Consider the following 21,156-nt stretch of genomic DNA (forward strand, 5'->3'; position numbering starts at 1 on the left):
CGATTACTCGAGCCGGTATGCAGGATATTGCTGAATGGTCTTGCGAAGGTCTAGGTCAGCCTAGCTGGCTGCTCGTGTCACTTCCAATACCGTGATGGTTGATGGCTCTGGGTAGTGCCATCGGACCTCGACATCCCAGAGCCGGGTGCCGTAGCGGCGTTCCGGTGCTGGCGTCTGATAGGCCGGTCGCGGGTCTTGTGCCAGGCACTGTTCGATCAAGGCTTGCAGCGGCTCGCCCAGCCGTGCCGCTTCGCAGTGCGCCTGTTGCAGGCTGGCCTCGGTCCAGCGCACTGCAATGAGGTTGGGTGCATCCTCGGCCAAGCCGTTATGGGCATCTGTGACCACGTCGGCATAGGGGACATAAGGCTTGATGTCCAGCACCGGTGTCCCATCGAGCAGATCGATTCCCGACACATAGAGACGGCCAGGCTCGATCTGGTCCAGTTTCACAACCGACTGTCCGATGCCGTTGGGCCGGTGCGTCGCCCGTGTCGCGAATACGCCAACCATTCGGTTGCCACCTAGACGTGGCGGCCGTACTCGCAGACGGGGTTCGGCCTCCAAGGCTTGATGAAAAAGAAACAGCAGCCAGACATGGCTCACCTGTTCCAGTCCCTCCAGCGCATGAACCTGATCGAACGGTGCGACCAGTTCCAGTACGCCTCGAGCGGCGGGTGCCAGTTGCGGCTGGCGTGGAATGGCGAACTTTTCCTTGAAGCAGGAGCGGACGAAGCCGATGGGGGAAACTGAGTAGGACATGGTGATTAGCCCGGCGCGGAGGGGCGTCATCTTACCCGTTGGGGTGGTGGATCGCGCCTACGCTCAAGGCTGGCGGGCAATTTGCAATAGCTTCAGAGCCCGAGCGGTGCGTACGCATGAGCCCCTTTGCGCCAGCACGCTATCTGCGTGCCCCATGCAGGGTTTCGATAATTCGTGTAGGATAGCCGCCCTTTTTTCGAACATAGGCTACGTTTGTTTTACGGCTGTACGCTTCACTCTTTTCCAGTGCCGCGCTCGCCAGAGCTTTACGGCAGTTTTTGGCGCGTCGCCCCTGACGCAGCCCCGCATACAGGCAGCAGCAGTGCAGCCGCTTTGGCAGTCGCAAAACGTGGCAGCCGCATTTCGTCGCGTCGCGATGTCCTAAAAGCCAGAACAAGTTCAGGAGATAGAACTGATGAACGAGGCTGAGCTCTCACCCAGTCACACTGACCCAACCCGAGATCGCATCAATCCGGTCGTTTTCTACAGTTCGGCGGTTGCCATCGTACTGTTTGCGATCTGGACGATGTTTTTCACGGAGCCCTCCCTGACGGTCATCAATACCGTCCTAGGCTGGATTTCAAACACCTTTGGCTGGTTCTACTTTCTAGCCGTACTGGTATACCTACTGTTCGTGATTGTCATTGCAACCACGCGCTACGGCAAAATCAGGCTAGGCCCTGATCATTCGAAACCGGAATTCAATGTCGTTACCTGGGCGGCGATGCTGTTCTCCGCCGGTATCGGCATCGACTTGCTGTTTTTCTGTATCGCTGAACCGATCACCCAGTATCTGGAACCGCCGATAGGCGTAGGCGGCACCGCGCAGGCGGCGCGGCATGCCATGGAGCTGACGTTCCTGCACTGGGGGCTGTCTGGCTGGGGTGTCTACACCCTGGTGGGCATGTCGCTGGCTTACTTCAGCTTTCGCCAAGGGCTTCCCCTTTCGATCCGCTCGTCGCTGTACCCGATTTTCGGCAAGGCCATCTACGGCCCCATCGGGCATACCGTGGACACGGCCGCGGTGCTAGGCACCGTGTTCGGAATCGCTACAAGCCTCGGCATTGGCATCATTCAGCTCAATTTCGGCCTCAACTACATTTTCGGCGTGCCTGAAAGCACGCTGACCCAGTCGGTGTTGGTCGTGTTGATCGTGGTGTTCTCCGCGATATCGGCGGCGACCGGGGTGGAGCGGGGCATCCGTCGGCTCTCCGAGTTCAACATGCTCCTCGCAGTGTTGCTGCTGCTATTCGTGTTGTTCGCCGGCAAGACCACCTTTCTGCTCAACGCGTTGGTGATGAACATTGGCGACTACTTCTCCAATTTCATCAGCCTGTCGTTCGATACCTACGCTTATGACCAGCCCACCGATTGGCTGAATGCCTGGACGGTATTTTTCTGGGCCTGGTGGATTGCATGGGGGCCCTTCGTCGGGCTGTTCCTGGCGCGTATCTCGCGGGGGCGCACTATCCGTGAGTTCGTGATTGGGACGTTGCTGTTGCCGCTGGCTTTCATGATGGCGTGGATGTCGATCATGGGTAACAGCGCTATCGACATGGTCATGAACGGTGCCGTTGAGTTCGGCGCGCAGGCGGTGAGTAATCCGGGTTCTTCGATCTACCTGTTCCTGCAGAGCCTGCCCTGGGCCGGCCTGACGACTGCCGTGGCGACCATCCTTGCCATTGTGTTCTTCGTGACGTCCGGTGATTCGGGCTCGCTGGTGCTGTCCAATTTCACCTCGATTCTCAAGGACGCCAATAGCGATGCGCCGGTCTGGATGCGCATACTCTGGGCCGCGATTATCGGCGTGCTGACCCTGGCACTGCTGATTGCCGGCGGGCTGAGTGCGCTGCAGGGCACCGTGGTCATCATGGGGCTGCCGTTCTCCATTGTGCTTCTGTTCATGATGGTGGGCCTGTTCAAGGCGCTGCACGTCGAAGGCGTGATGGCGGACAGTTATCAAAAGAGCCTCTCAGGACAGCTGTCCGGCCGTGCGACGCTTGAACATGCCCACATGAACTGGAGTCAGCGGCTCTCGCGGGCGATGAGTTTCCCGAGCCTGTCGCAGATCCGCCGCTACCTGAAAGAGACATGCCGGCCAGCGATGGAGGAGATCCAGAAAGCGCTCGGCGAGAAAGGCGTGCCGGTGGAAATCATCGAAGGCGAGGCGGGCAACGAGCACCTGATCCTCAACGTGAATCTTGGCAGCGAAATGGACTTCACCTACCAGATCTGGCCTGTTCGCAGCTCGATGCCGTCTTTCGCGGTGCGCACATCGAGCAGCAGTGCGCACTATTACCGGCTTGAAGTGCACCTGCGACAGGGGAGCCTTGGTTACGACCTGATGGGCTACTCGAAGCGCCAGCTGATCGAAGACATCCTCGATCACTACGAGCACCACATGCAGTTCCTGCACTTGCAGCGCGAGAAAGGCAGCCTGGCGGACGGCTCGTCCGAACCCGGTACCGCAAGCGCCACCTGACTGCGACCACGACGGACCTACAGGTCCGTCGTGGTACCTGAAACGTGGCAGTGGCCTATCCGGTCGTTGCCACCTGGACATTCGAAGAGGTAAATCATGGCCCGTTATCCACGGCAACAACTCTATATCGATGGCGCTTACGTCGACGCCAGCGGTGGAGACGTCTTCGAGAGCGTCAACCCGGCCAACGGCGAGGTTCTCGCTGAAGTGGCGCAGGCCTCGCGTACCGATCTTGAGCGTGCGGTGGTCAGCGCTGAGAAAGGTCAGAAGATCTGGGCAGCACTGACCGGCATGGAGCGCTCGCGTGTGCTGCGCAAAGCGGTCGACATCCTGCGTGAGCGTAACGACGAGCTGGCATTGCTGGAAACCCTCGATACCGGCAAACCGCTGATGGAGACCCGTAGCGTCGATATTGTCACCGGTGCTGACGTGCTCGAGTACTACGCAGGCCTGGCGCCGGCCATCGAAGGCGAGCAGATTCCACTGCGCGACACGAGCTTCGTCTATACCCGCCGTGAGCCGTTGGGTGTGGTGGCCGGGATCGGCGCCTGGAACTATCCGATCCAGATCGCATTGTGGAAAGCCGCACCCGCTCTGGCTGCCGGCAATGCCATGATCTTCAAACCGAGCGAAGTGACCTCACTGAGTGCGCTCAAGCTGGCAGAGATCTTTACCGAAGCCGGCTTGCCGGCGGGTGTGTTCAACGTGCTGACCGGCACCGGGGCGGAGATCGGTGCGTTGCTGACCGAGCATCCGCGCATCGCCAAGGTGTCCTTTACTGGCGGTGTGACAACGGGCAAAAAAGTCATGGCCAGTGCTGCCAGCTCATCGCTCAAGGACGTGACCATGGAACTGGGTGGCAAGTCGCCGTTGATCGTCTGTGACGATGCCGACCTGGACCGCGCCGCCGATATCGCTGTCATGGCCAACTTCTTCAGCTCCGGTCAGGTCTGCACTAACGGCACCCGCGTTTTCGTGCCGCGGGCCCTGTTGAGCGAGTTCGAAGCGAAGCTGCTCGAGCGGGTCAAACGCATCCGCATGGGCGATCCGCAAGATGAGCAGACCACCTTCGGCCCCATGGTCAGCTTTGCCCACATGCAGAACGTGCTCGGTTATATCGCCAAGGGCAAGGCGCAGGGCGCACGTCTGCTCTGCGGCGGTGAGCGCGCCACCACTGGCGAGTTCGGCCGTGGCGCCTACATCGAGCCGACCATCTTCAGCGACTGTACTGACGACATGATCATCGCCCGTGAAGAGATCTTCGGCCCGGTGCTCAGTCTGCTGGCCTACGACGATGAAGACGAGGCAGTGCGCCGTGCCAACGACAGCGATTACGGTCTGGCTGCTGGTGTTGTCACCCGGGATCTGGCGCGCGCCCACCGCATCATTCATCAGATGGAAGCCGGAATTTGCTGGATCAACACCTGGGGTGAATCCGCCGCGCAGATGCCCGTCGGCGGCTACAAGCAGTCCGGGATTGGCCGCGAAAATGGTATCTCGTCGCTGGCGCATTACACGCGGCTGAAGTCCGTACAGGTAGAACTGGGCGAGTTCGCGTCGGTTTTCTAAGCGAGCAGGCTGAGACGAGCGCAGGACAGCGCTCGCCAACGCGACAGGAGGATTCATGGAATACGACTACATCATCATCGGTGCCGGCTCTGCGGGTAATACGCTGGCTGCACGCCTGACCGAGGACGCGGATGTCAGTGTCCTGCTGCTGGAAGCCGGCGGTCCTGACTATCGCCTCGATTTCCGCACTCAGATGCCTGCAGCACTGGCCTACCCGCTGCAAGGCACGCGCTATAACTGGGCTTACAAGACCGACCCAGAACCCCACATGAACAACCGCCGCATGGACTGTGGCCGCGGCAAGGGTTTGGGCGGCTCGTCGCTGATCAACGGCATGTGCTACATCCGAGGTAATGCGATGGACTACGACAACTGGGCGACCATGCCCGGTCTCGAGGACTGGTCCTACTTGGATTGCCTGCCATATTTCCGCAAGGCCGAAACCCGCGACATCGGCCCCAACGACTATCACGGTGGCGATGGGCCGGTCAGCGTGACCACGCCCAAGCCCGGCAACAATATCCTGTTCCATGCCATGGTGGAGGCGGGCGTACAAGCCGGCTACCCCAAGACCGAGGATCTGAACGGCTACCAGCAGGAAGGCTTCGGCCCGATGGATCGCACCGTCACGCCCAATGGCCGTCGTGCCAGCACGGCACGTGGCTACCTTGACCAGGCCAAGGATCGCCCGAACCTGACCATCGTCACTCACGCCGTGACGGACCGCGTGCTGTTCGAAAGCAAGCGCGCTGTCGGCGTGAAATACCTGCGCGGCCGTGAGCAGGCGACCACTGCACGAGCGCGCCGCGAGGTGCTGCTCTGCGGCGGTGCCATTGCCTCGCCTCAGGTGCTGCAGCGCTCCGGCGTCGGTCCGGCAGCATTACTCAAGGGGCTTGGTATCGAGGTGGTTCACGACTTGCCTGGCGTCGGCCAAAACCTGCAGGACCATCTCGAGATGTACCTGCAGTACGAATGCAAGCAACCGGTTTCGCTGTATCCCGCTTTGAAATGGTGGAATCAGCCGGCAATCGGCGCTCAGTGGCTGTTCGGTGGCACGGGCATTGGCGCCAGCAATCAGTTCGAGGCGGGCGGTTTTATTCGCAGTCGTGATGAGTTCGAGTGGCCGAACATCCAGTTCCACTTTCTGCCCGTTGCGGTCAGCTACAACGGCAGCAATGCACATGACGGGCACAGTTTCCAGGCGCACGTCGGTTCGATGCGCTCGCCCAGTCGCGGCCGGGTCCAGATTCGTTCGACTGACCCGAACGTCGATCCCAGCATCCTCTTCAATTACATGGCCCACGAGCAGGACTGGCAGGAGTTTCGTGATGGCATTCGCCTGACCCGCGAGATCATCAATCAGCCGGCGCTCGATCCCTTCCGTGGCAAGGAGCTGAGCCCTGGCATTGATGCTCAGAGCGATGCGGATCTGGATACTTTCGTCCGTGAGCATGCGGAGACGGCTTATCACCCGTCCTGTTCCTGCAAGATGGGCACGGACGATATGGCCGTCGTCGATGGGCAGGGCCGAGTGCACGGCGTGGAAGGCTTGCGTGTAGTGGATGCGTCGATCATGCCGCAGATCATTACCGGCAACCTCAATGCCACCACCATCATGATCGCCGAGAAAATCGCTGACCGCATTCGTGGCCGGCAGCCATTGCCGCGCAGCACGGCGGCTTACTACGTCGCCAAGGATGCACCGGTGCGCAAGGCGCCTGTGCGGGGCTGACTATCGCCTGAGTCGATACGAGCTGGCGGGTACATGATGTGCCCGCCAGTTCTTTGCTGACCCTTGAACGGCGTTCTGCCAAGGATGCTCGCGGCTCAACTCCCTTGGTGCAGGGCGGTCAATTCACTGCAGCTGAAGCTTCCCGGCGATAGGCGTAGGTCTCGGCGAAACGCGAAAGCATATAGGCGCTACAGGTTGTGTCCGGATACTTGCGCGGATTGTCCTGGCTCTGGCAGCCGGGCAGGCAGCTAATGATCGTGTCCGGATTCGGTTCGGCAAAGAAGGGCATCGAGTAGCGATCGACGCCCAGTGGGCTGATCACTCGATGCGGCGTTGACTTGTACCGGTCGTTACTCCAGCGGGCCATCATGTCGCCGATGTTGACGACGAAGGTGCCCTCGATTGGCGGCGCATCGATCCATTCTCCGCGCACGTTCTGCACCTGCAAGCCGCCAGCCTGATCCTGGTAGAGCAGCGTGATACAGCCGTAATCGGTATGAGCGCCGGCACCTTGTTGCTCTGGCGCCGTTGCGGTCTGGCGTGGCGGATAGTGGATCATGCGGAACACGCTGATCGGCTCGATGAAGCGCTCATCGAAAAAGCCTGACTCGACGCCTAGTGCGTTGGCCACGGCGCGAAGAAGGGTGCAGGCCAGCGCATGCATGTCTTGGTAGTGCTGTTCGAACAGCGCCTGCCATCCTTCGATCTCGGGATGGCGATTCGGCCCCCGCAACGGCTTGCCGGCCAGCGCCTCCGGGGATTCGGGTGGCATATGGAAACCCATATCGAAGGTTTCCTTGAGGTCGCTTGGCTTGGCGGGGTCGAGTTGTTCGGTCGCAATCGCTCCGTAACCGCGGTGATGGGTGCTCTTGGTGATATCGATCTGTAGTTTCTGCTCGACGGGCAGTCCGAAGAACTGTTCGGCAGCACCTTTCAGCTGGGCGATACGCTCCGCGCTGATCGGATGGTTGCGGATATAGAAAAAACCCCAGTCACGGCAAGCCGTGTCGATCTGACGGGCCACTTCGTGCCAGCCCTTAACATCCGAGGCGTAGAGCGGCGCGATGTCAATAATGGGGAGTGGTGTGTGCATGGATAGCTCCGAGGAATGCTCGCTGCGGTCTTCTCGTACCGTCAGCCATATAGGGGTTCACCCCTTGCCAGCGGTTCTCCGGAAGGAGGGACGGCACGGCAAATTCCAGGTGCCGCGCCTGTGCTGGCGCGGCTTGCGCAGCGGCCGCTGGTGTTACTTCGGCAGATCGGCAGTGATGCCGTTGACGTAGTAGTTCATCGAGGCCAACTCGCCGTTGCTGGCGGTGGCACCCTCGGCGATACGCACGGTGCCGGTCTGATCCTTGATCGGGCCGGTGAATGGATGAAACGCCCCGCTGCGGATGCTTGCAATGATGTCTTCTGCCTCGGTTTTCACCTCAGCGGGTACCAGATCGCTGATCGGCAGGCTGATGGTTTCCTCTGCCAGACCACCCCAGAAGTCCTGCGGCTTCCAGCTGCCGTCGACGACTGCCTTTGCCGATTTGCTGTAGTGCGGGCCCCAGTCGTTGACGATGGACGTCAGCACGGCCTTTGGGCCGAAGTGGGACATGTCCGATGCATAGCCGACCGAATAGACGCCTCGGCGCTCGGCAGCCTGAATCGGCGCCGGGCTGTCGGTGTGCTGGAAGACCACATCGACGCCCTGGTCGATCAGTGCGTTGGCAGCATCCGCCTCCTTGCCTGGATCGAACCAGGAGTTCACCCACACCACCTTGATTTCGGTGCCGGGGTTGTACTTATCGAGCGCTAACTGGATGGCGTTGATGTCGCGGATCACTTCAGGAATCGGGAAGGAGGCGATGTAGCCGATCTTCTTGCTCTTGGTCATCTTCGCCGCGAGGAAGCCGCCTACGTAGCGACCTTCATAGGAGCGGGAGAGGTAAGTGCCGAGGTTTTTGTCCTGCTTGTAGCCGGTGGCGTGTTCGAAGGTCACCTTGGGAAATTGCTTGGCAACCTTCAGCGTTGGGTTCATGTAGCCGAAGGATGTGGTGAAGATCAGGTCATAGCCGCCCTTGGCCATGTTGCGGATCACCCGCTCGGCGTCGGCGCCCTCGGCAACGTTTTCAACGAAGGTGGTCTCGACCTGCTCGCCGAGCTCTTTTTCCAGATACTGGCGGCCCATCTCATGCTGGTAAGTCCAGCCGTGGTCGCCGATCGGGCCTACGTAGACAAAGCCGACCTTCAGCGGATCAGCGGCGAAGGCTGCGCCAGTGGAAAGGGCGCTGGTGAAGCCGATGGCAACGGCAAGGCTGCGCAGCAAGGCGCTCCGTGGTTTCTTCTGCATGTGAATGACGCTCCTGTGTGTCATGACGCGAGGGCCGTAGCGGCTGCCAGTCCGATTGCAAAAAGCTGACCAGATGGACAGATCGCCGTGTTGCCGGCTCTCGGATTTCAGGAAGTGCCCAAAAAAGCTGTGCACTGGAGCGCTAGTGGTGCGTCATTCGTTCGGGCTGCCCCAGGGCAGTGCACTGCTTGCTCGGCAGGGGCTGGCAGCCCTCATGCGTCAGCCTCGGCTCTGATGGAAGTAGAGCAGCCGGGCACCTTGTTGCATTACCAAGGCAGCGGTTCGCCCTGGTAGTCGAGATAGAGATGTCCGCCGTGGCCGACGGCGCGGGTGACCTGCTCGACCATTCCGCGCGTACTGGTTTCGACGTCCAGGGGCGCCTGGTCACCGCCCATGTCGGTCTTCACCCAACCGGGGTGCATGGACAAGACGGTCAACCCGGTCTCGCCCAGCTCGGATACGAAAGTGCGGGTCATATGGTTGAGCGCGGCCTTGCTCGCGCCGTAAAGCGACATGCCCATGCCGGGACCGGTCTCGACGCTGCCAAGAACGGAGCTCATGAAAACGATCACGCCTCGCTCGGGGTTGACCGCCGGTCGCAGCTGTTCCGCCAGGCGCAACGGCGCGACGGCATTGGTGAAAAACAGTTGGCCGACTTCCGCCTCGCTCACTTGGGTGGCGGGCTTGTTCTGCGGTCCGGCGACGCCGGCATTAACGAACAACACATCCAGCTGCGTGCCCTCGAGACGCTTGGCCAGTGCGTCAACGCTTGCTGCATCGGTCATGTCGAGGGTTTCCACACGCACCTGTGGAATCTGGTTGAGCACGTCAGCCTGTTGCGAGTTGCGAACCGTGGCAATGACCTGCCAGCCTTCGCTGGAAAATTGCTTGGCGAGGCCTAGGCCCAGACCGCGGGAAGCGCCAATCACGAGTACGGTTTTTTGCATGAGAGATCCTTGGGGTGGAAGGGGGGTTCAAGCATAGCGCGGCGCAACGACACCAGCGCGAGCGGGGCGGCTGCGACATTCGACCGCTGCCTCTGTGTTGCAACGCGTGTCCCCGCGATAGCTATGTTGATCTTTATTCGGCTCTCATGAGACCACTGCGTTGCCGGATTCGGCACCGCAAATCAACACCAGGGGGATCCAATGCCCGAACAGCAAATCCAATCGCGCCGCTGGCATGCCTGCCAGGCTGACGAGACGTTGCGTGAGCTTGAATCTTCGGCTGCCGGGCTCAGCCGCAAAAGCGTAGAGGAACGGCTCTCTCGATACGGAGCGAACCGTCTCGACGAAGCCAAACCTGCAAGCGTGCTGCAACGGCTGATGCGTCATCTCAACAACGTGCTGCTGTACGTGCTGATTGCCGCCGCGGTCGTGACCGGATTGATGGGGCACTGGGTCGATACCTTCGTGATCCTGGTGGTGGTAGTGCTCAACGTAGCCATCGGGTTCGGGCAGGAAGGCAAGGCGGAAAAGGCGCTTCAGGCGATCCGCCACCTCCTTGCGCCACATGCGGTTGTGCTGCGCGATGGCCGTCAGCAGGACATCGACGCCGCTGAACTGGTACCCGGCGATGTTGTGCTGCTGGCCTCGGGCGATAGCCTGCCGGCGGACGTGCGACTGCTGCAGGCGCGCAACCTGCGCATCGACGAGGCAGCGCTCACCGGTGAATCCGTCCCGGTGGACAAGCAGGTCGACGCCGTGGCCGATGATGCGTCTATCGGCGATCGTCTCTGCATCGGGTACGCCGGCACGCTGGTGACCCAGGGGCAGGCGCGCGCAGTGGTCGTCGCCACGGGGGCGGCCACCGAGATCGGTCGCATCGGCCGCATGCTTGAGTCGGTCGAACATGGCACCACGCCGCTGCTGCGCAAGATGGATGAGTTCGGCCGCATTCTGACGATGGTGATTTTGGCCACCAGCGCAGTGCTGTTCCTGTTTGGGACACTGGTACGCGGCATGGGCGCTGGCGAAATGTTCATTGCGGCGGTGGGGCTTGCGGTAGCTGCCATCCCGGAGGGGCTGCCGGCCATCATGACCATCACCCTCGCCATCGGCGTGCAGCGCATGGCGACACGCAACGCGGTGATCCGGCGTTTGCCTGCGGTGGAGACACTCGGCTCGGTCACGGTGATCTGCTCTGACAAGACCGGCACCCTGACGCGCAACGAGATGACCGTGCAGGAGGTGATCTGCGCCGGCCAATCGCTGGAGGTCGAAGGTGCCGGCTATGCACCGCATGGCGCGCTGCTGGTCGATGCTGTGCCCATCGAGCCGGCTGCGTTGCTGGCCCGATCGCCAGCGGTCAATGCACTGATGCACGCGGCGGCGTTGTGCAACGACGCCAGCCTGCACGAGAAGGATCAGGTGTGGACGCTGGCCGGCGATCCCACCGAGGGCGCACTGCTGACCCTTGCAATGAAAGCGGGGTTGTCACCGACCAATCTCCATGTCGATCACCCTCGGCTGGATGTGATCCCCTTCGAGTCCGAGCACCGCTTCATGGCGACGTTGCACGCTACCGATAGCGGCAGCGAGGTGCTGGTCAAGGGTGCGCCGGAGCGAATTCTGGGCATGTGCTCACATCAGCTTATGGCCGATGGCGAGGAGCTGTCGCTTGAACAGGCTCAGTGGCATGAGCAGGTCGAGGCGCAGGCGCAAGCCGGTCGCCGCGTTCTGGCGCTCGCTCGGCGCCAATTGCCCGCCGACAAGGACATGCTCGAGCACGCCGATGTCGCCAACGGACTCACCCTGCTCGGACTGGTCGCCATCATCGACCCGCCGCGCGAGGAGGCGATACGCGCAGTTGCGGAGTGTCGCGCTGCCGGAATTCGGGTGGTGATGATTACCGGTGACCACGGCGTCACCGCGAGTGCTATTGCCAGACAGCTCGGGATGGGGGATGACATCAAGGCCATCACCGGACCTGAGCTGGAACGGATGGACGAAACGGCGATGCGTCAGGCTGTTGCCGAAGCCCGCGTGTTCGCCCGTGCCAGCCCGGAGCACAAGCTGCGCCTGGTGCGGGCGTTGCAGGCCAATGGCGAAGTAGTCGCGATGACCGGCGATGGCGTCAACGACGCGCCGGCGCTGAAGCAGGCGGATGTGGGCGTCGCCATGGGCATGAAGGGGACCGAGGCGGCCAAGCAGGCCGGTGCGATCGTGCTGGCGGACGATAACTTCGCCTCGATCGCGCATGCCGTGGAAGAAGGCCGCACCGTTTATGACAACCTGCGCAAGACGGTGACCTTCCTTCTGCCCATCAATGGCGGCGAGTCGTTGTCGTTGCTGCTGGCCGTACTGCTCGGCATCGCCTTGCCGATCACGCCGGTGCAGGTGCTGTGGGTGAACATGGTCAGCTCGGTGGCGCTGGCGATGGTTTTGGCGTTCGAACCCACCGAGGCGGATGTCATGCAGCGCCCGCCGCGCCGGCCGGACGAGCCGATGCTGTCGCGATTCGTTATCTGGCGGATCTTCTTCGTCTCCGCGCTGTTCCTGGCGGGCATTTTCGGCATGTTCGAGTGGATGCGCGCTCAAGGCGCAACGGTTGAGGCAGCGCGTACCGTGGCGGTCAACACGCTGGTCTGCATGGAAGTGTTCTACCTGTTCAGCGTGCGCTACCTGAAGGCGCCCTCGTTCACTGCGGAAGGCGTGAAGGGCACGCCGCGGGTGCTGATGGCAGTATTCGGCGTTTTCCTCCTACAACTGATGTTTACCTATGCGCCGTTCATGCAGTCGCTGTTCGCCTCCGAGGCGTTGTCGCTGATCACTGGCATGTTCGTGGTGCTTGCAGGGGTGGCGGTACTGGTCATTCTGGAGATCGAAAAGGCGTTGTTACGGCGTTTGGGCCTCGGCCTGTAGGGACGGCGTATTGCGCACGGAGCGCATGGAAACGAATGGCCGCAGATGGAAAGCGAGGCCTGGAAGGCCCGCTTTCCTGGCCGATCAATGACCGGCTTTCCAAGGTTGCCCCAGCGACACCGGTGCATACAGGCGGGTGCGAATCGCGTCGCGTGAGAGCAGCACCAGCACGACGATGGTTGCCACATACGGCAGCATCGCCAGCAGGTTGCCGGGGATCGACAAGCCGATCCCTTGAGCCACCAGATGCAGGATGCTGGCAAGGCCGAACAGATAGGCGCCAAGTAGCACACGCCCTACACGCCAGCTGGCGAATACCACTAGCGCCAGGGCGATCCAGCCGCGCCCGGCAGTCATATTCTCGGCCCACATCGGGGTATAGGCGAGCGACAGATAACCACCTGCCAACCCGGCCATGGCGCCTCCGAACAGTACCGCCAACGCCCGAACCCGCAGGACCGGCAGGCCCATGGCGCTAGCCGCGTTGGGGTTCTCACCGACTGCTTGAATGATCAGGCCGACCCGGCTTTTCAGCAGCACCCAGGCGACCAGGGCGAAGAGCGCAAAGGACAGGTAGACCAGCAGGTCCTGGGCAAACAACATGCGACCGATCAACGGAATGTCGCTCAGAAAAGGAATGGCGATCGGTTCGAAACCGGCCAGCGGCTTGCCGACCCAGCCGGCACCGATGAATGAGGACAGGCCGACTCCAAAGATGGTCAGCGCCAGGCCGGTAGCCACCTGGTTGGCATTGAAGCCCAGCGCCACCAACGCGAACAGCTGCGACAGCAGCATGCCGCCCAGGCAGGCAAACACCACGCCCAGCCAGAGGTTGCCAGTGGCAAAGGCGGCGATGAACCCGGCCACAGCGCCGAACAGCATCATGCCTTCCTGGCCGAGATTGAGGACGCCGGACTTTTCACAGACCAGCTCGCCGAGCGCGACCAGCAGCAAAGGCGTGCCGGTCCGGATCATGGCGTAGAAGATGTTGGTGAGTAGGTCGATATCCATCAAATCAGCCCTCGAGCTGTAAGCGGCAAAGCAAAGGAGAAGTGGGGCATTAAGGTCATGCGGCGGGCTCCGGCTCGAGCGCCGAAGTGTGCGGCTTTCGGCTCCAGCTCTTCAGGCGCGGCCGATAGAGAATCAACACATCGCAGGCCAGCAGGAAGAACAGCACCATGCCCTGAAACAGTTGAGTGATCGATTGGGGCAGGTTGGCGGCCATCTGGGCGTTCTCGCCGCCGAGATAAAGCAGCGCCATCAGCAGGCTGGCAAAGACGATCCCGATGGGGTTGAGGCGGCCGAGAAAGGCTACTGTGATCGCTGCATAGCCATAGCCGGGCGACACCTGGGGCACCAACTGGCCGATGGGACCGACGACCTCCGCAACGCCGGCGAGGCCCGCCAGGCCTCCGCTGATCAGCAGCGCGATCCAGATCAGCCGCTTCTCGCGAAAGCCGACAAAGCCCGCCGCACGCTTGTCGAGTCCCAGCACCTTGATCTGAAAACCTAGAAAGCTCTTCTGCAACAACACCCACACCACGACCAGCGCCAGCAGCGCGAAGTAGAAGCCGCCGTGCACGCGCAGGTCTTCGAACAGCTGCGGCAGCCGCGTGGCGTCGCCGAACATGGCCGATTCGGGAAAGTTGAAGCCTTCCGGGTCCTTGAGCGGCCCGTGCACGGCGAACAGCAGCAGATTCAGCGCAATGTAGTTGAGCATGATGCTGGTAAGGATTTCGTTGGCGTTGAACTGCGTGCGCAGCCAGGCACAGAGACCCGCCCAGGCGGCGCCGCCGAGCGTACCGATGAGCAGGCTGAGTACCAGCGCCCAGCGCGAATCCCACCCGATTACGTTTACCGCCACGGCGCTGCCCGCCAGCGCGCCGATGAGCAGCTGGCCCTCCGCGCCGATGTTCCAGATTCGGGCGCTATAGACGACGGCCAGGCCCAAGGCGCAAAGCAGGATCGGCAGCGCTTTGACCAGCAGCTCGGATACGCCATAGAGGTCGCTGATCGGATCGATCAGCAGCACCCGTAGCGTTTCCAGTGGTGGATGGCCCAGTGCGGCGAATAGCAGCGCGCCGCTTATAAGGGTCAGCAGCGCAGCAAGTACTGGCGAGAACCAGAGCATCGGGCGTGATTCATAGCCGCGGGGTTCGAGGGATAACAACATGATGGGGCTCTCAGGCGGCAGTGGGCGTGGTGTGATCGAATTGTCCCGCCATCCAGCGGCCGACATCCGTGGTGGTGGTCTGCGCGGTCGCTTGCAGCGAAGACAGGCGGCCGTGGCTCAGGGCGGCGATTCGGTCGCTGATCTGGAACAGCTCTTCGAGGTCTTCGGATATCACCAGGATGGCGGCGCCGGCGTCGCGCAGCTCGATCAGTGCGCGGTGGATCGCGGCCGCGGCTCCGACATCGACGCCCCAGGTCGGATGCGCGGCGATCAGCAGCTTCGGTTGCTGGAGGATTTCGCGGCCGAGAATGAATTTCTGCAGATTGCCGCCGGACAGGCTGCGAGCCGGGGTGTGGCTGCTTGGGGTCTTCACTGCGAATGTCTCGATGATGCGTCGCGCGAACGCCTCGACGCGGCTGTGCCGGATCAGGCCACCTCGCACCATTCCGTCCTGCTGGAAACCGGTGAGCAATGCGTTGTCGGCCAGGCTCAGTTCAGGCACCGCACCATGGCCGAGCCGCTCGGCCGGAACGAAGGTCATGCCATGACGGCGTCGCGCATCGGGCCGCAGATGCGCCACCGGAGCGTCGAGAAAGCGGATGTGCTGACCCTGCTGTCGGCTCAGCCGCTGCTCGCCGCTCAGCAGGGCCAGCAGCTCATCCTGACCATTGCCAGCGACACCAGCGATGCCCACGATCTCCCCGGCACAGACTTCCAACATCAAGTCCTGCAGCGAGACCCCGAACGGATCGGCGTTGTGCCAGGACAGCGACTCGACACGCAGGAACGGCGTGCCACCGCGGGCTTTCGGGTACTCCGCTTCAAGCCCCTCGGCATCGCCTACCATCAGCCGCGCCAAGTCCAGATCGGTGCACTGCGCCGGTACGCAATCGCCGGAGACACGGCCGCCACGCAGCACCGTCGCGTTCTCACAGAGCGCGCGCACCTCGTTGAGCTTGTGGCTGATGAACAGGATGCTGCAGCCTTCGGCAGCAAGCCGGCGCAGCACGACGAACAGATCGTCGGCCTCTTGCGGCGTGAGGACCGACGTCGGCTCATCGAGAATCAACAGCTTGATGTCCTGCATCAGGCAGCGGACGATCTCGACCCGTTGGCGTTCGCCGATCGACAGGCTGTGCACCAGCCGCTGCGGCTCCAGCGGCATGCCGTAGCGCTGCGACACCTCGCGGATTTTCGGCTCCAGCTGTCTTGGCGTCCCCGCGCCGGTGCCCAGTGCCAGGGCAATGTTCTCGGCCACGCTCAGGGTTTCGAACAGCGAAAAGTGCTGGAATACCATGCCGATACCCCGGTCGCGCGCCTGCGCCGGGTCGCGCATGATCACCGGCTGGCCTTCCCAGCAGATCCTGCCGGCGTCGGGTTGCGTAACGCCGTAGATGATCTTCATCAGCGTGCTTTTGCCTGCGCCGTTTTCGCCGAGCAGGGCGTGGATCTCGCCGGCCTGGATCGAAAGGTCAATGCGGTCGTTGGCCAGGCAACCTGGGTACGCTTTGGTGATACCGGTCAGTTGCAGGCGTGCGGTCTGTGGTTCGGGCATGTCGGCGTCCGCTGAAATTCTCATGGCATGCCAGTAGCAAAAAGCTGGCCAGGCAGTCAGGAAATGCCGAGAAGAACGGGGTAGCGCAGATGCGCCGCGGGAAGTTGTTCAACCGAGCGCTGTGGGTGCTTCGCTTTGGTGCTTGCTTGTCGGATGGGTCTGGCATGTGCACCGTTGCGGGGCGTCGCAATCGGATGCACGGATCGTGAAGCATGCCGCGCCGGCAGGCGCGGCGTTTGCGTGCTATGGCGCGACTGGGTCGGGCACCTCGCGTAACGCCTGCGCCGCATCGATGGCTCGAGGAAAGCCTGCGGTGACAGTGGTCAGATACACCACCTCCTTCAGCTCTTCGCGGGTAACGCCAAGACGCAGCGCGTAACCGGCGTGGACCTTCATGTAGGGCAGATTGCCCTGCGCGGCGAAGGCGGCGACCACGGCCAGCTGGCGGGTTCGATCATCCAGGCCGCTGCGCCCCCAGACATCGCCCAGCGCATATCGGGTGATACCGTCGGCGAGAAACGGATAGTCCTCGCGCAGCGCCTCGAGTACCGGTTGACCAGCACCGCCAGACAAGTGATCCATGACCTCGACGCCGCGCGCGTGGCGCTCGTTGCCGACCGCTTCCAGCGAGGCGAATGTCAGCGAGCCGAGCAGCCCCAGGCAGGCTGCGCTCAACGTGTTACCGGTGAGTAGGGTCATCACGGCGTCCTCAGTAGGGGCTGGCGGTCGGGCGAACCACCAGCTCGCTGACATCAACATCGGCCGGCTGCTCGACGGCATAGGTGATGGCGCGGGCGATGGCTTCGGCGGGGATGGCAATACGGCGGAAGTCATTCATGGCAGCCCGCGCGCCCTCATCGGAAATGCTCTCGGCCAGTTCCGACTCGGTGACGCCGGGCGACACCAGGGTGACTCGGATGTCGCCGCCGACCTCCTGGCGCAGCCCTTCGGAAATGGCGCGAACCGCGTATTTCGTGGCGCAGTAAACGGCGGCGGTGGGGCTGACGGCGTAAGCGCCGATGGAGGCGATGTTGATGAACTGGCCGGAGCGCTGGCGCTGCATCAGTGGCAGCCCGGCTGCGATGCCGTGCAGCACGCCACGGATGTTCACGTCGATCATCCGGTCCCATTCGTCGACCTTCAGGGCATCGAGGCGCGACAAGGGCATTACCCCGGCGTTGTTGATGATCACGTCGACCCGACCAAAGCGCTGTTCGGCGAAATCGACGAAGGCCTGAGTATCCTCACGGCTGGTGACGTCCAACGCACGGCAGGCCGCAACGCCGCCTGTATCGGTGATGCTGGCGACGAGCGTTTCCAGCCTATCGAGGCGCCGTGCACCCAGTACGACCGTGGCGCCTCTGGCGGCCAGCAGCCGTGCCGTCGCTTCGCCGATACCGCTGCTGGCGCCAGTGATGAGTACAATTTTTCCGTTGACGTTCGACATGTTCAGGTTCTCCGCTTAGCCATCATTCGGCGCTCATGCGCCGTGGAATGAATGCTAGGCGGGGGTTGCTACCTGGCGTTATGTCGATCCTGCCGCGGGCTTGCCTGATTCTGGCAGGGTGCGAATCACCATATGCCCTCGTGCAGGGCGGCCGCTTCGTCTTCGAGCAACGGGCCAATCACCTCGACCTTGCGCTGTCCGGCTTCGAACACCACACGGCAGGGCAGGTCCAGCGTCGGGTTTTCCGGATGATTGCCGGTGATGGTTTTCAAGCTGCGCTCGGAAAGGCCATATACCACTCGACCAAGTCCCACCCAGTACGCGGCGCCGGCGCACATGGCGCAGGGCTCGGCGGAGGTGTACATGGTGCAGCGGGAGAGGAATTCCGGTGTGTAGCGGGTCGAGGCGCGGGTCATCAGAACCCGCTCGGCATGGCCGGTCATGTCGTGATCCGGCATGTAGGCATTGCCCTGTTCCAGTAGGGTTTCACCATCGGGGCCGACCAGGATGGCGCCGAAAGGGTGTGTTCCTTCGGCCAGGGCGCGGCGGGCCACGTCGAAGCTTTTGCGTAGTAAAGCGGCGTCGTCTAGAGGCATATCCATGTCCCAGATAGATGGGTTCGTGAAGGCGGGCGCAGCAGGGTATTGCGCCGCACCTGCCTGTTTGGATGTGTTCAGTGTTCGTTCTTCGGCAGGCTCCAGGCGAAGCACAGGCGCTGCACCAGGCCGACCAGTTGGAACAGGCCCAGGCTGATGATCACCAGCATCATCAAGGCGGCGAACGCTTGCGGGACCTGGAACATCGAGGTCGAGAAGTTGATGAAGTAACCGAGGCCTTTGTCCGCCGCGACGAACTCAGCCACCACAGCTCCGATCACGGCCAGGGTGATGGAGATCCGTAGCGCCGAGAACAGGTGCGGAATGGCGAAGGGCAGGCGGATGTTGCGAAACTCCCGCGTCCGCGAGGCGCCCAAAGAACGGGACAGCTCGATCAGCTCCGGTGGGGTCGCAAGCAGCCCGGTTACGGTGGACACGACGATCGGGAAAAACGCGATCAAAAAGGTGATGAACACCCGCGGCATGTCCCCGGCGCCCATCACCACCACGATAATTGGCGCGACCGCGACGATTGGCGTCGACTGCACGATCACCAGAAGCGGATAGAGCGTGCGCGACAATAGCCTTGAGGACGCCAGCGCGATGGCCAGCGGAATGCCGATCAGAATCGAGAGCCCGTAGCCAAGCAAGGTCACGCGCAAGGTCGCGAAAATGTGCTCGGCCCAGATCGTCGGGTCGAGTTTCCAGGTGGCGCTGAGGATAGCGCTCGGGGAGGGCAGGACGAACGCTGGCAGGCGGAACGCCCAGCAGGCCGCTTCCCACAGCAGTAACAGGCCGAGCAGCGCCAGCCCGGGGGCGAAGCGCTCGCCTAATGCGCGATCAAAGGCCATGGCGACTGAACACCTTGCGACGAATATGGTTGGCGAGCTCGTTGAAGCGGGGCTCGGTAAGGGTATCCAGCGACCGTGGCCGTGGCAGGTCGACGTCGATGATTTCGGTTATCCGGCCCGGGCGCGCTGACATCACCAGGATGCGGTCAGCCAGTAGCAAGGCTTCGGGGATCGAATGGGTGATGAACAACACCGTCTTCGGACGCTGGGTCCAGATATTCAGCAGTTCCAGACTGAGCTCGTCGCGCGTCAGAGCATCGAGCGCCGAGAAAGGCTCGTCCATCAGCAGGATTTCAGGGTCGTGTAGCAGCGCGCGGGCGATTCCGGCGCGTTGCTGCATACCGCCGGAAAGTTCGTCCGGACGCTTCCCGCCGAATTCCTTCAGGCCGACCAGATCAAGCAGTTCCTCGCCGCGCTCACGTTCTTGCTGCGTGACCCGGCCGTATTTGTGCTTCATTGGAAAGGTCAGGTTGTCGCGAATCGTCAGCCAGGGCAGCAGCGTCGGCTTCTGGAAGACGATGCCGATCTCGTCACGCGGGCCATCGAGTTTCTTGCCGTAGATGCTCACCTGGCCGCTAGTGGGGCGAATGAGGCCGGCGAGGATGCGCAGCAACGTCGACTTGCCGCAGCCCGAAGGGCCGATCACCGCGATGAACTCGTGGCGATCGATGGCGAAGCTGGTGTCATCGAGGGCGACTACTTCGCTGCCGTCCGAGGAGGTGAATACCTGTCGGACCTGCTCGAAGACGATGCTCGGCCGCACGGCCGAGCGGGTTTCGGTCTGGTTCATGGCCTTACTCGACGAAGCCGTTGGCAATGACCTGAGCCGGGTCGAGGCTGTCGCTCGGCAGGTTCTGTGCGCGGGCGACCCATTGCCAGGTGGTCTCCAGGCGCTTGGCATCGAACTTCGCAGTGCCCTCGGCTTCACTGATCTCGTTCTGCATCAGCGGGACCGATGCCTCGAACTGTTCCACGGCCTGCTGCTCGTCGATCTCCGGGACCATTTTCTTCAGCGCGGCGGCCGCTGCAGCCGGGTCGGCGATGGCCATCTCCTGCGCTTGGCGGTAGGCCTTGATGAATTTCTTCGCAACCTCTGGCTGATCCTTCAGGAAGCGCTCCGAGGCGATCAGCGACAGGCCGTAGCCATCGAAGCCGTAGTCCGACCACGGGATGACCTTGAGCTGTTTCCCGGCTTCCTGCATCGAACGGGCAAAACCGGGCGCGACGGTGACCCAGTTGATGGTCGCGTCGACCTTGCCGGTGGCCAGCATGGGCGCCAGCGCGCCAGGGTCCAGCTTGAGCAGCTTCACCCCATCGCGAGCGATGCCGTTGGCTTCCAGGACCAGCGGAAACACCACATTCGAGGCGGAGAAGGTCGGAGTCGCGACGGTTTTGCCGGCGATGTCCTTGAACTGATCGATGCCCGAGCCCTCTGCGGTGAAGAAGGCGTCCGGTTGTTTGTTGTAGATCGGCGCCACGGCGACCACCGGTACAGGCCCTTGCGCTCTCGCCTGCAGCACCGAGGCCAGCCCGGCGCTGCCAAAGTCAGCGCTGGCGGTTGCCAGCTTGGTGACCACATCGCTGCCGCCGCGAGCGCTGGCGATTTCCACTTCGATGTCTTGCTCGGCGAACAGGCCCTTGTCGACACCGAGATAGATCACCGCCTTGTCGCCAGCGGGTAGCCAGTCATTCAACCAGCGCACGGTATCGGCCGCCATCGCGGCTTGGGAGAACAGGGCCAGCAGCGAACTGGCGATCAGGGTTTTCTTGAACATGGGGCGTCGCTCCTTG

General features: G+C 62.3%; 17 protein-coding genes. 4 read left to right on the forward strand and 13 right to left on the reverse strand.

Annotated elements, in window-relative coordinates; all coding sequences use genetic code 11:
- Positions 1 to 60: 60 nt before the first annotated feature.
- Positions 61 to 759, reverse strand: a complete 699-nt coding sequence (gene tsaA / locus ACQKEK_RS04120; protein WP_499141149.1) for a tRNA (N6-threonylcarbamoyladenosine(37)-N6)-methyltransferase TrmO — start codon at positions 757 to 759, stop codon at positions 61 to 63.
- Positions 760 to 1,174: 415 nt separating this feature from the next.
- On the opposite strand from tsaA, the gene betT reads away from it, so the two are divergent.
- The 3 genes from betT (at position 1,175) to betA (ending at position 6,542) form a co-directional block, all read left to right on the forward strand.
- A complete protein-coding gene (betT, locus tag ACQKEK_RS04125; protein ID WP_499141150.1) occupies positions 1,175 to 3,241 on the forward strand; it encodes a choline BCCT transporter BetT in 2,067 nt (688 codons plus the stop codon).
- Positions 3,242 to 3,337: 96 nt separating this feature from the next.
- On the forward strand, positions 3,338 to 4,810 hold the full coding sequence (gene betB / locus ACQKEK_RS04130; RefSeq protein WP_499141151.1) for a betaine-aldehyde dehydrogenase: 1,473 nt from the start codon (positions 3,338 to 3,340) through the stop codon (positions 4,808 to 4,810).
- 55 nt (positions 4,811 to 4,865) lie between these two features.
- Positions 4,866 to 6,542, forward strand: coding sequence for a choline dehydrogenase (gene betA / locus ACQKEK_RS04135; protein ID WP_499141152.1), 1,677 nt, complete (start codon positions 4,866 to 4,868; stop codon positions 6,540 to 6,542).
- A 118-nt stretch (positions 6,543 to 6,660) separates the two neighbouring features.
- On the opposite strand, the gene ACQKEK_RS04140 is transcribed toward betA, so the two are convergent.
- The 3 genes from ACQKEK_RS04140 to ACQKEK_RS04150 form a co-directional block, all read right to left on the reverse strand.
- Positions 6,661 to 7,635 carry a 2-oxoglutarate and iron-dependent oxygenase domain-containing protein gene (locus ACQKEK_RS04140; RefSeq protein ID WP_499141153.1) on the reverse strand — a complete coding sequence of 325 codons (975 nt, stop codon included), beginning with the start codon at positions 7,633 to 7,635 and terminating at the stop codon, positions 6,661 to 6,663.
- Positions 7,636 to 7,788: 153 nt separating this feature from the next.
- Complete coding sequence (locus tag ACQKEK_RS04145) at positions 7,789 to 8,880, reverse strand: BMP family ABC transporter substrate-binding protein (protein ID WP_127838959.1); 1,092 nt, start codon at positions 8,878 to 8,880, stop codon at positions 7,789 to 7,791.
- Between the two features lie 266 nt (positions 8,881 to 9,146).
- Complete coding sequence (locus ACQKEK_RS04150; protein WP_499141155.1) at positions 9,147 to 9,827, reverse strand: SDR family oxidoreductase; 681 nt, start codon at positions 9,825 to 9,827, stop codon at positions 9,147 to 9,149.
- Positions 9,828 to 10,028: 201 nt separating this feature from the next.
- Between ACQKEK_RS04150 and ACQKEK_RS04155 the strand changes: the two genes are divergently transcribed.
- Entirely contained in the window at positions 10,029 to 12,743 is a 2,715-nt protein-coding gene (locus ACQKEK_RS04155; protein ID WP_499141157.1) for a cation-transporting P-type ATPase, read from the forward strand.
- Positions 12,744 to 12,827: 84 nt separating this feature from the next.
- On the opposite strand, the gene ACQKEK_RS04160 is transcribed toward ACQKEK_RS04155, so the two are convergent.
- The 9 genes from ACQKEK_RS04160 to ACQKEK_RS04200 all read right to left on the reverse strand — a co-directional run bounded on the left by ACQKEK_RS04160 (position 12,828) and on the right by ACQKEK_RS04200 (position 21,140).
- Positions 12,828 to 13,754 (reverse strand): ABC transporter permease, encoded by a 927-nt coding sequence (locus ACQKEK_RS04160; protein WP_045428370.1) that lies wholly within the window; start codon positions 13,752 to 13,754, stop codon positions 12,828 to 12,830.
- Positions 13,755 to 13,809: 55 nt separating this feature from the next.
- Complete coding sequence (locus ACQKEK_RS04165) at positions 13,810 to 14,916, reverse strand: ABC transporter permease (RefSeq protein WP_499141158.1); 1,107 nt, start codon at positions 14,914 to 14,916, stop codon at positions 13,810 to 13,812.
- 10 nt (positions 14,917 to 14,926) lie between these two features.
- Positions 14,927 to 16,471 carry an ABC transporter ATP-binding protein gene (locus ACQKEK_RS04170; RefSeq protein ID WP_499141159.1) on the reverse strand — a complete coding sequence of 515 codons (1,545 nt, stop codon included), beginning with the start codon at positions 16,469 to 16,471 and terminating at the stop codon, positions 14,927 to 14,929.
- A 243-nt stretch (positions 16,472 to 16,714) separates the two neighbouring features.
- Positions 16,715 to 17,170 carry a carboxymuconolactone decarboxylase family protein gene (locus ACQKEK_RS04175; protein ID WP_499141160.1) on the reverse strand — a complete coding sequence of 152 codons (456 nt, stop codon included), beginning with the start codon at positions 17,168 to 17,170 and terminating at the stop codon, positions 16,715 to 16,717.
- 10 nt (positions 17,171 to 17,180) lie between these two features.
- The gene (locus ACQKEK_RS04180; protein ID WP_499141161.1) at positions 17,181 to 17,918 is read right to left on the reverse strand and encodes an SDR family oxidoreductase; all 738 of its coding nucleotides are present in this window, start codon (positions 17,916 to 17,918) and stop codon (positions 17,181 to 17,183) included.
- Positions 17,919 to 18,043: 125 nt separating this feature from the next.
- On the reverse strand, positions 18,044 to 18,514 hold the full coding sequence (locus ACQKEK_RS04185) for a nucleoside deaminase (RefSeq protein ID WP_255959209.1): 471 nt from the start codon (positions 18,512 to 18,514) through the stop codon (positions 18,044 to 18,046).
- Positions 18,515 to 18,591: 77 nt separating this feature from the next.
- Entirely contained in the window at positions 18,592 to 19,365 is a 774-nt protein-coding gene (locus ACQKEK_RS04190; RefSeq protein WP_241509152.1) for an ABC transporter permease, read from the reverse strand.
- Positions 19,355 to 20,155 carry an ABC transporter ATP-binding protein gene (locus ACQKEK_RS04195; protein WP_128120532.1) on the reverse strand — a complete coding sequence of 267 codons (801 nt, stop codon included), beginning with the start codon at positions 20,153 to 20,155 and terminating at the stop codon, positions 19,355 to 19,357. Before ACQKEK_RS04195 ends, ACQKEK_RS04190 begins: the two co-directional genes overlap by 11 nt.
- A 4-nt stretch (positions 20,156 to 20,159) precedes the next feature.
- Positions 20,160 to 21,140: an ABC transporter substrate-binding protein gene (locus ACQKEK_RS04200; RefSeq protein ID WP_499141162.1), complete on the reverse strand. Its 981-nt coding sequence runs from the start codon at positions 21,138 to 21,140 to the stop codon at positions 20,160 to 20,162.
- Positions 21,141 to 21,156: the final 16 nt, after the last annotated feature.

Origin of the sequence: Pseudomonas sp. NPDC077408 (genome assembly GCF_050269105.1) — a bacterium.
GTDB lineage: Bacteria > Pseudomonadota > Gammaproteobacteria > Pseudomonadales > Pseudomonadaceae > Stutzerimonas.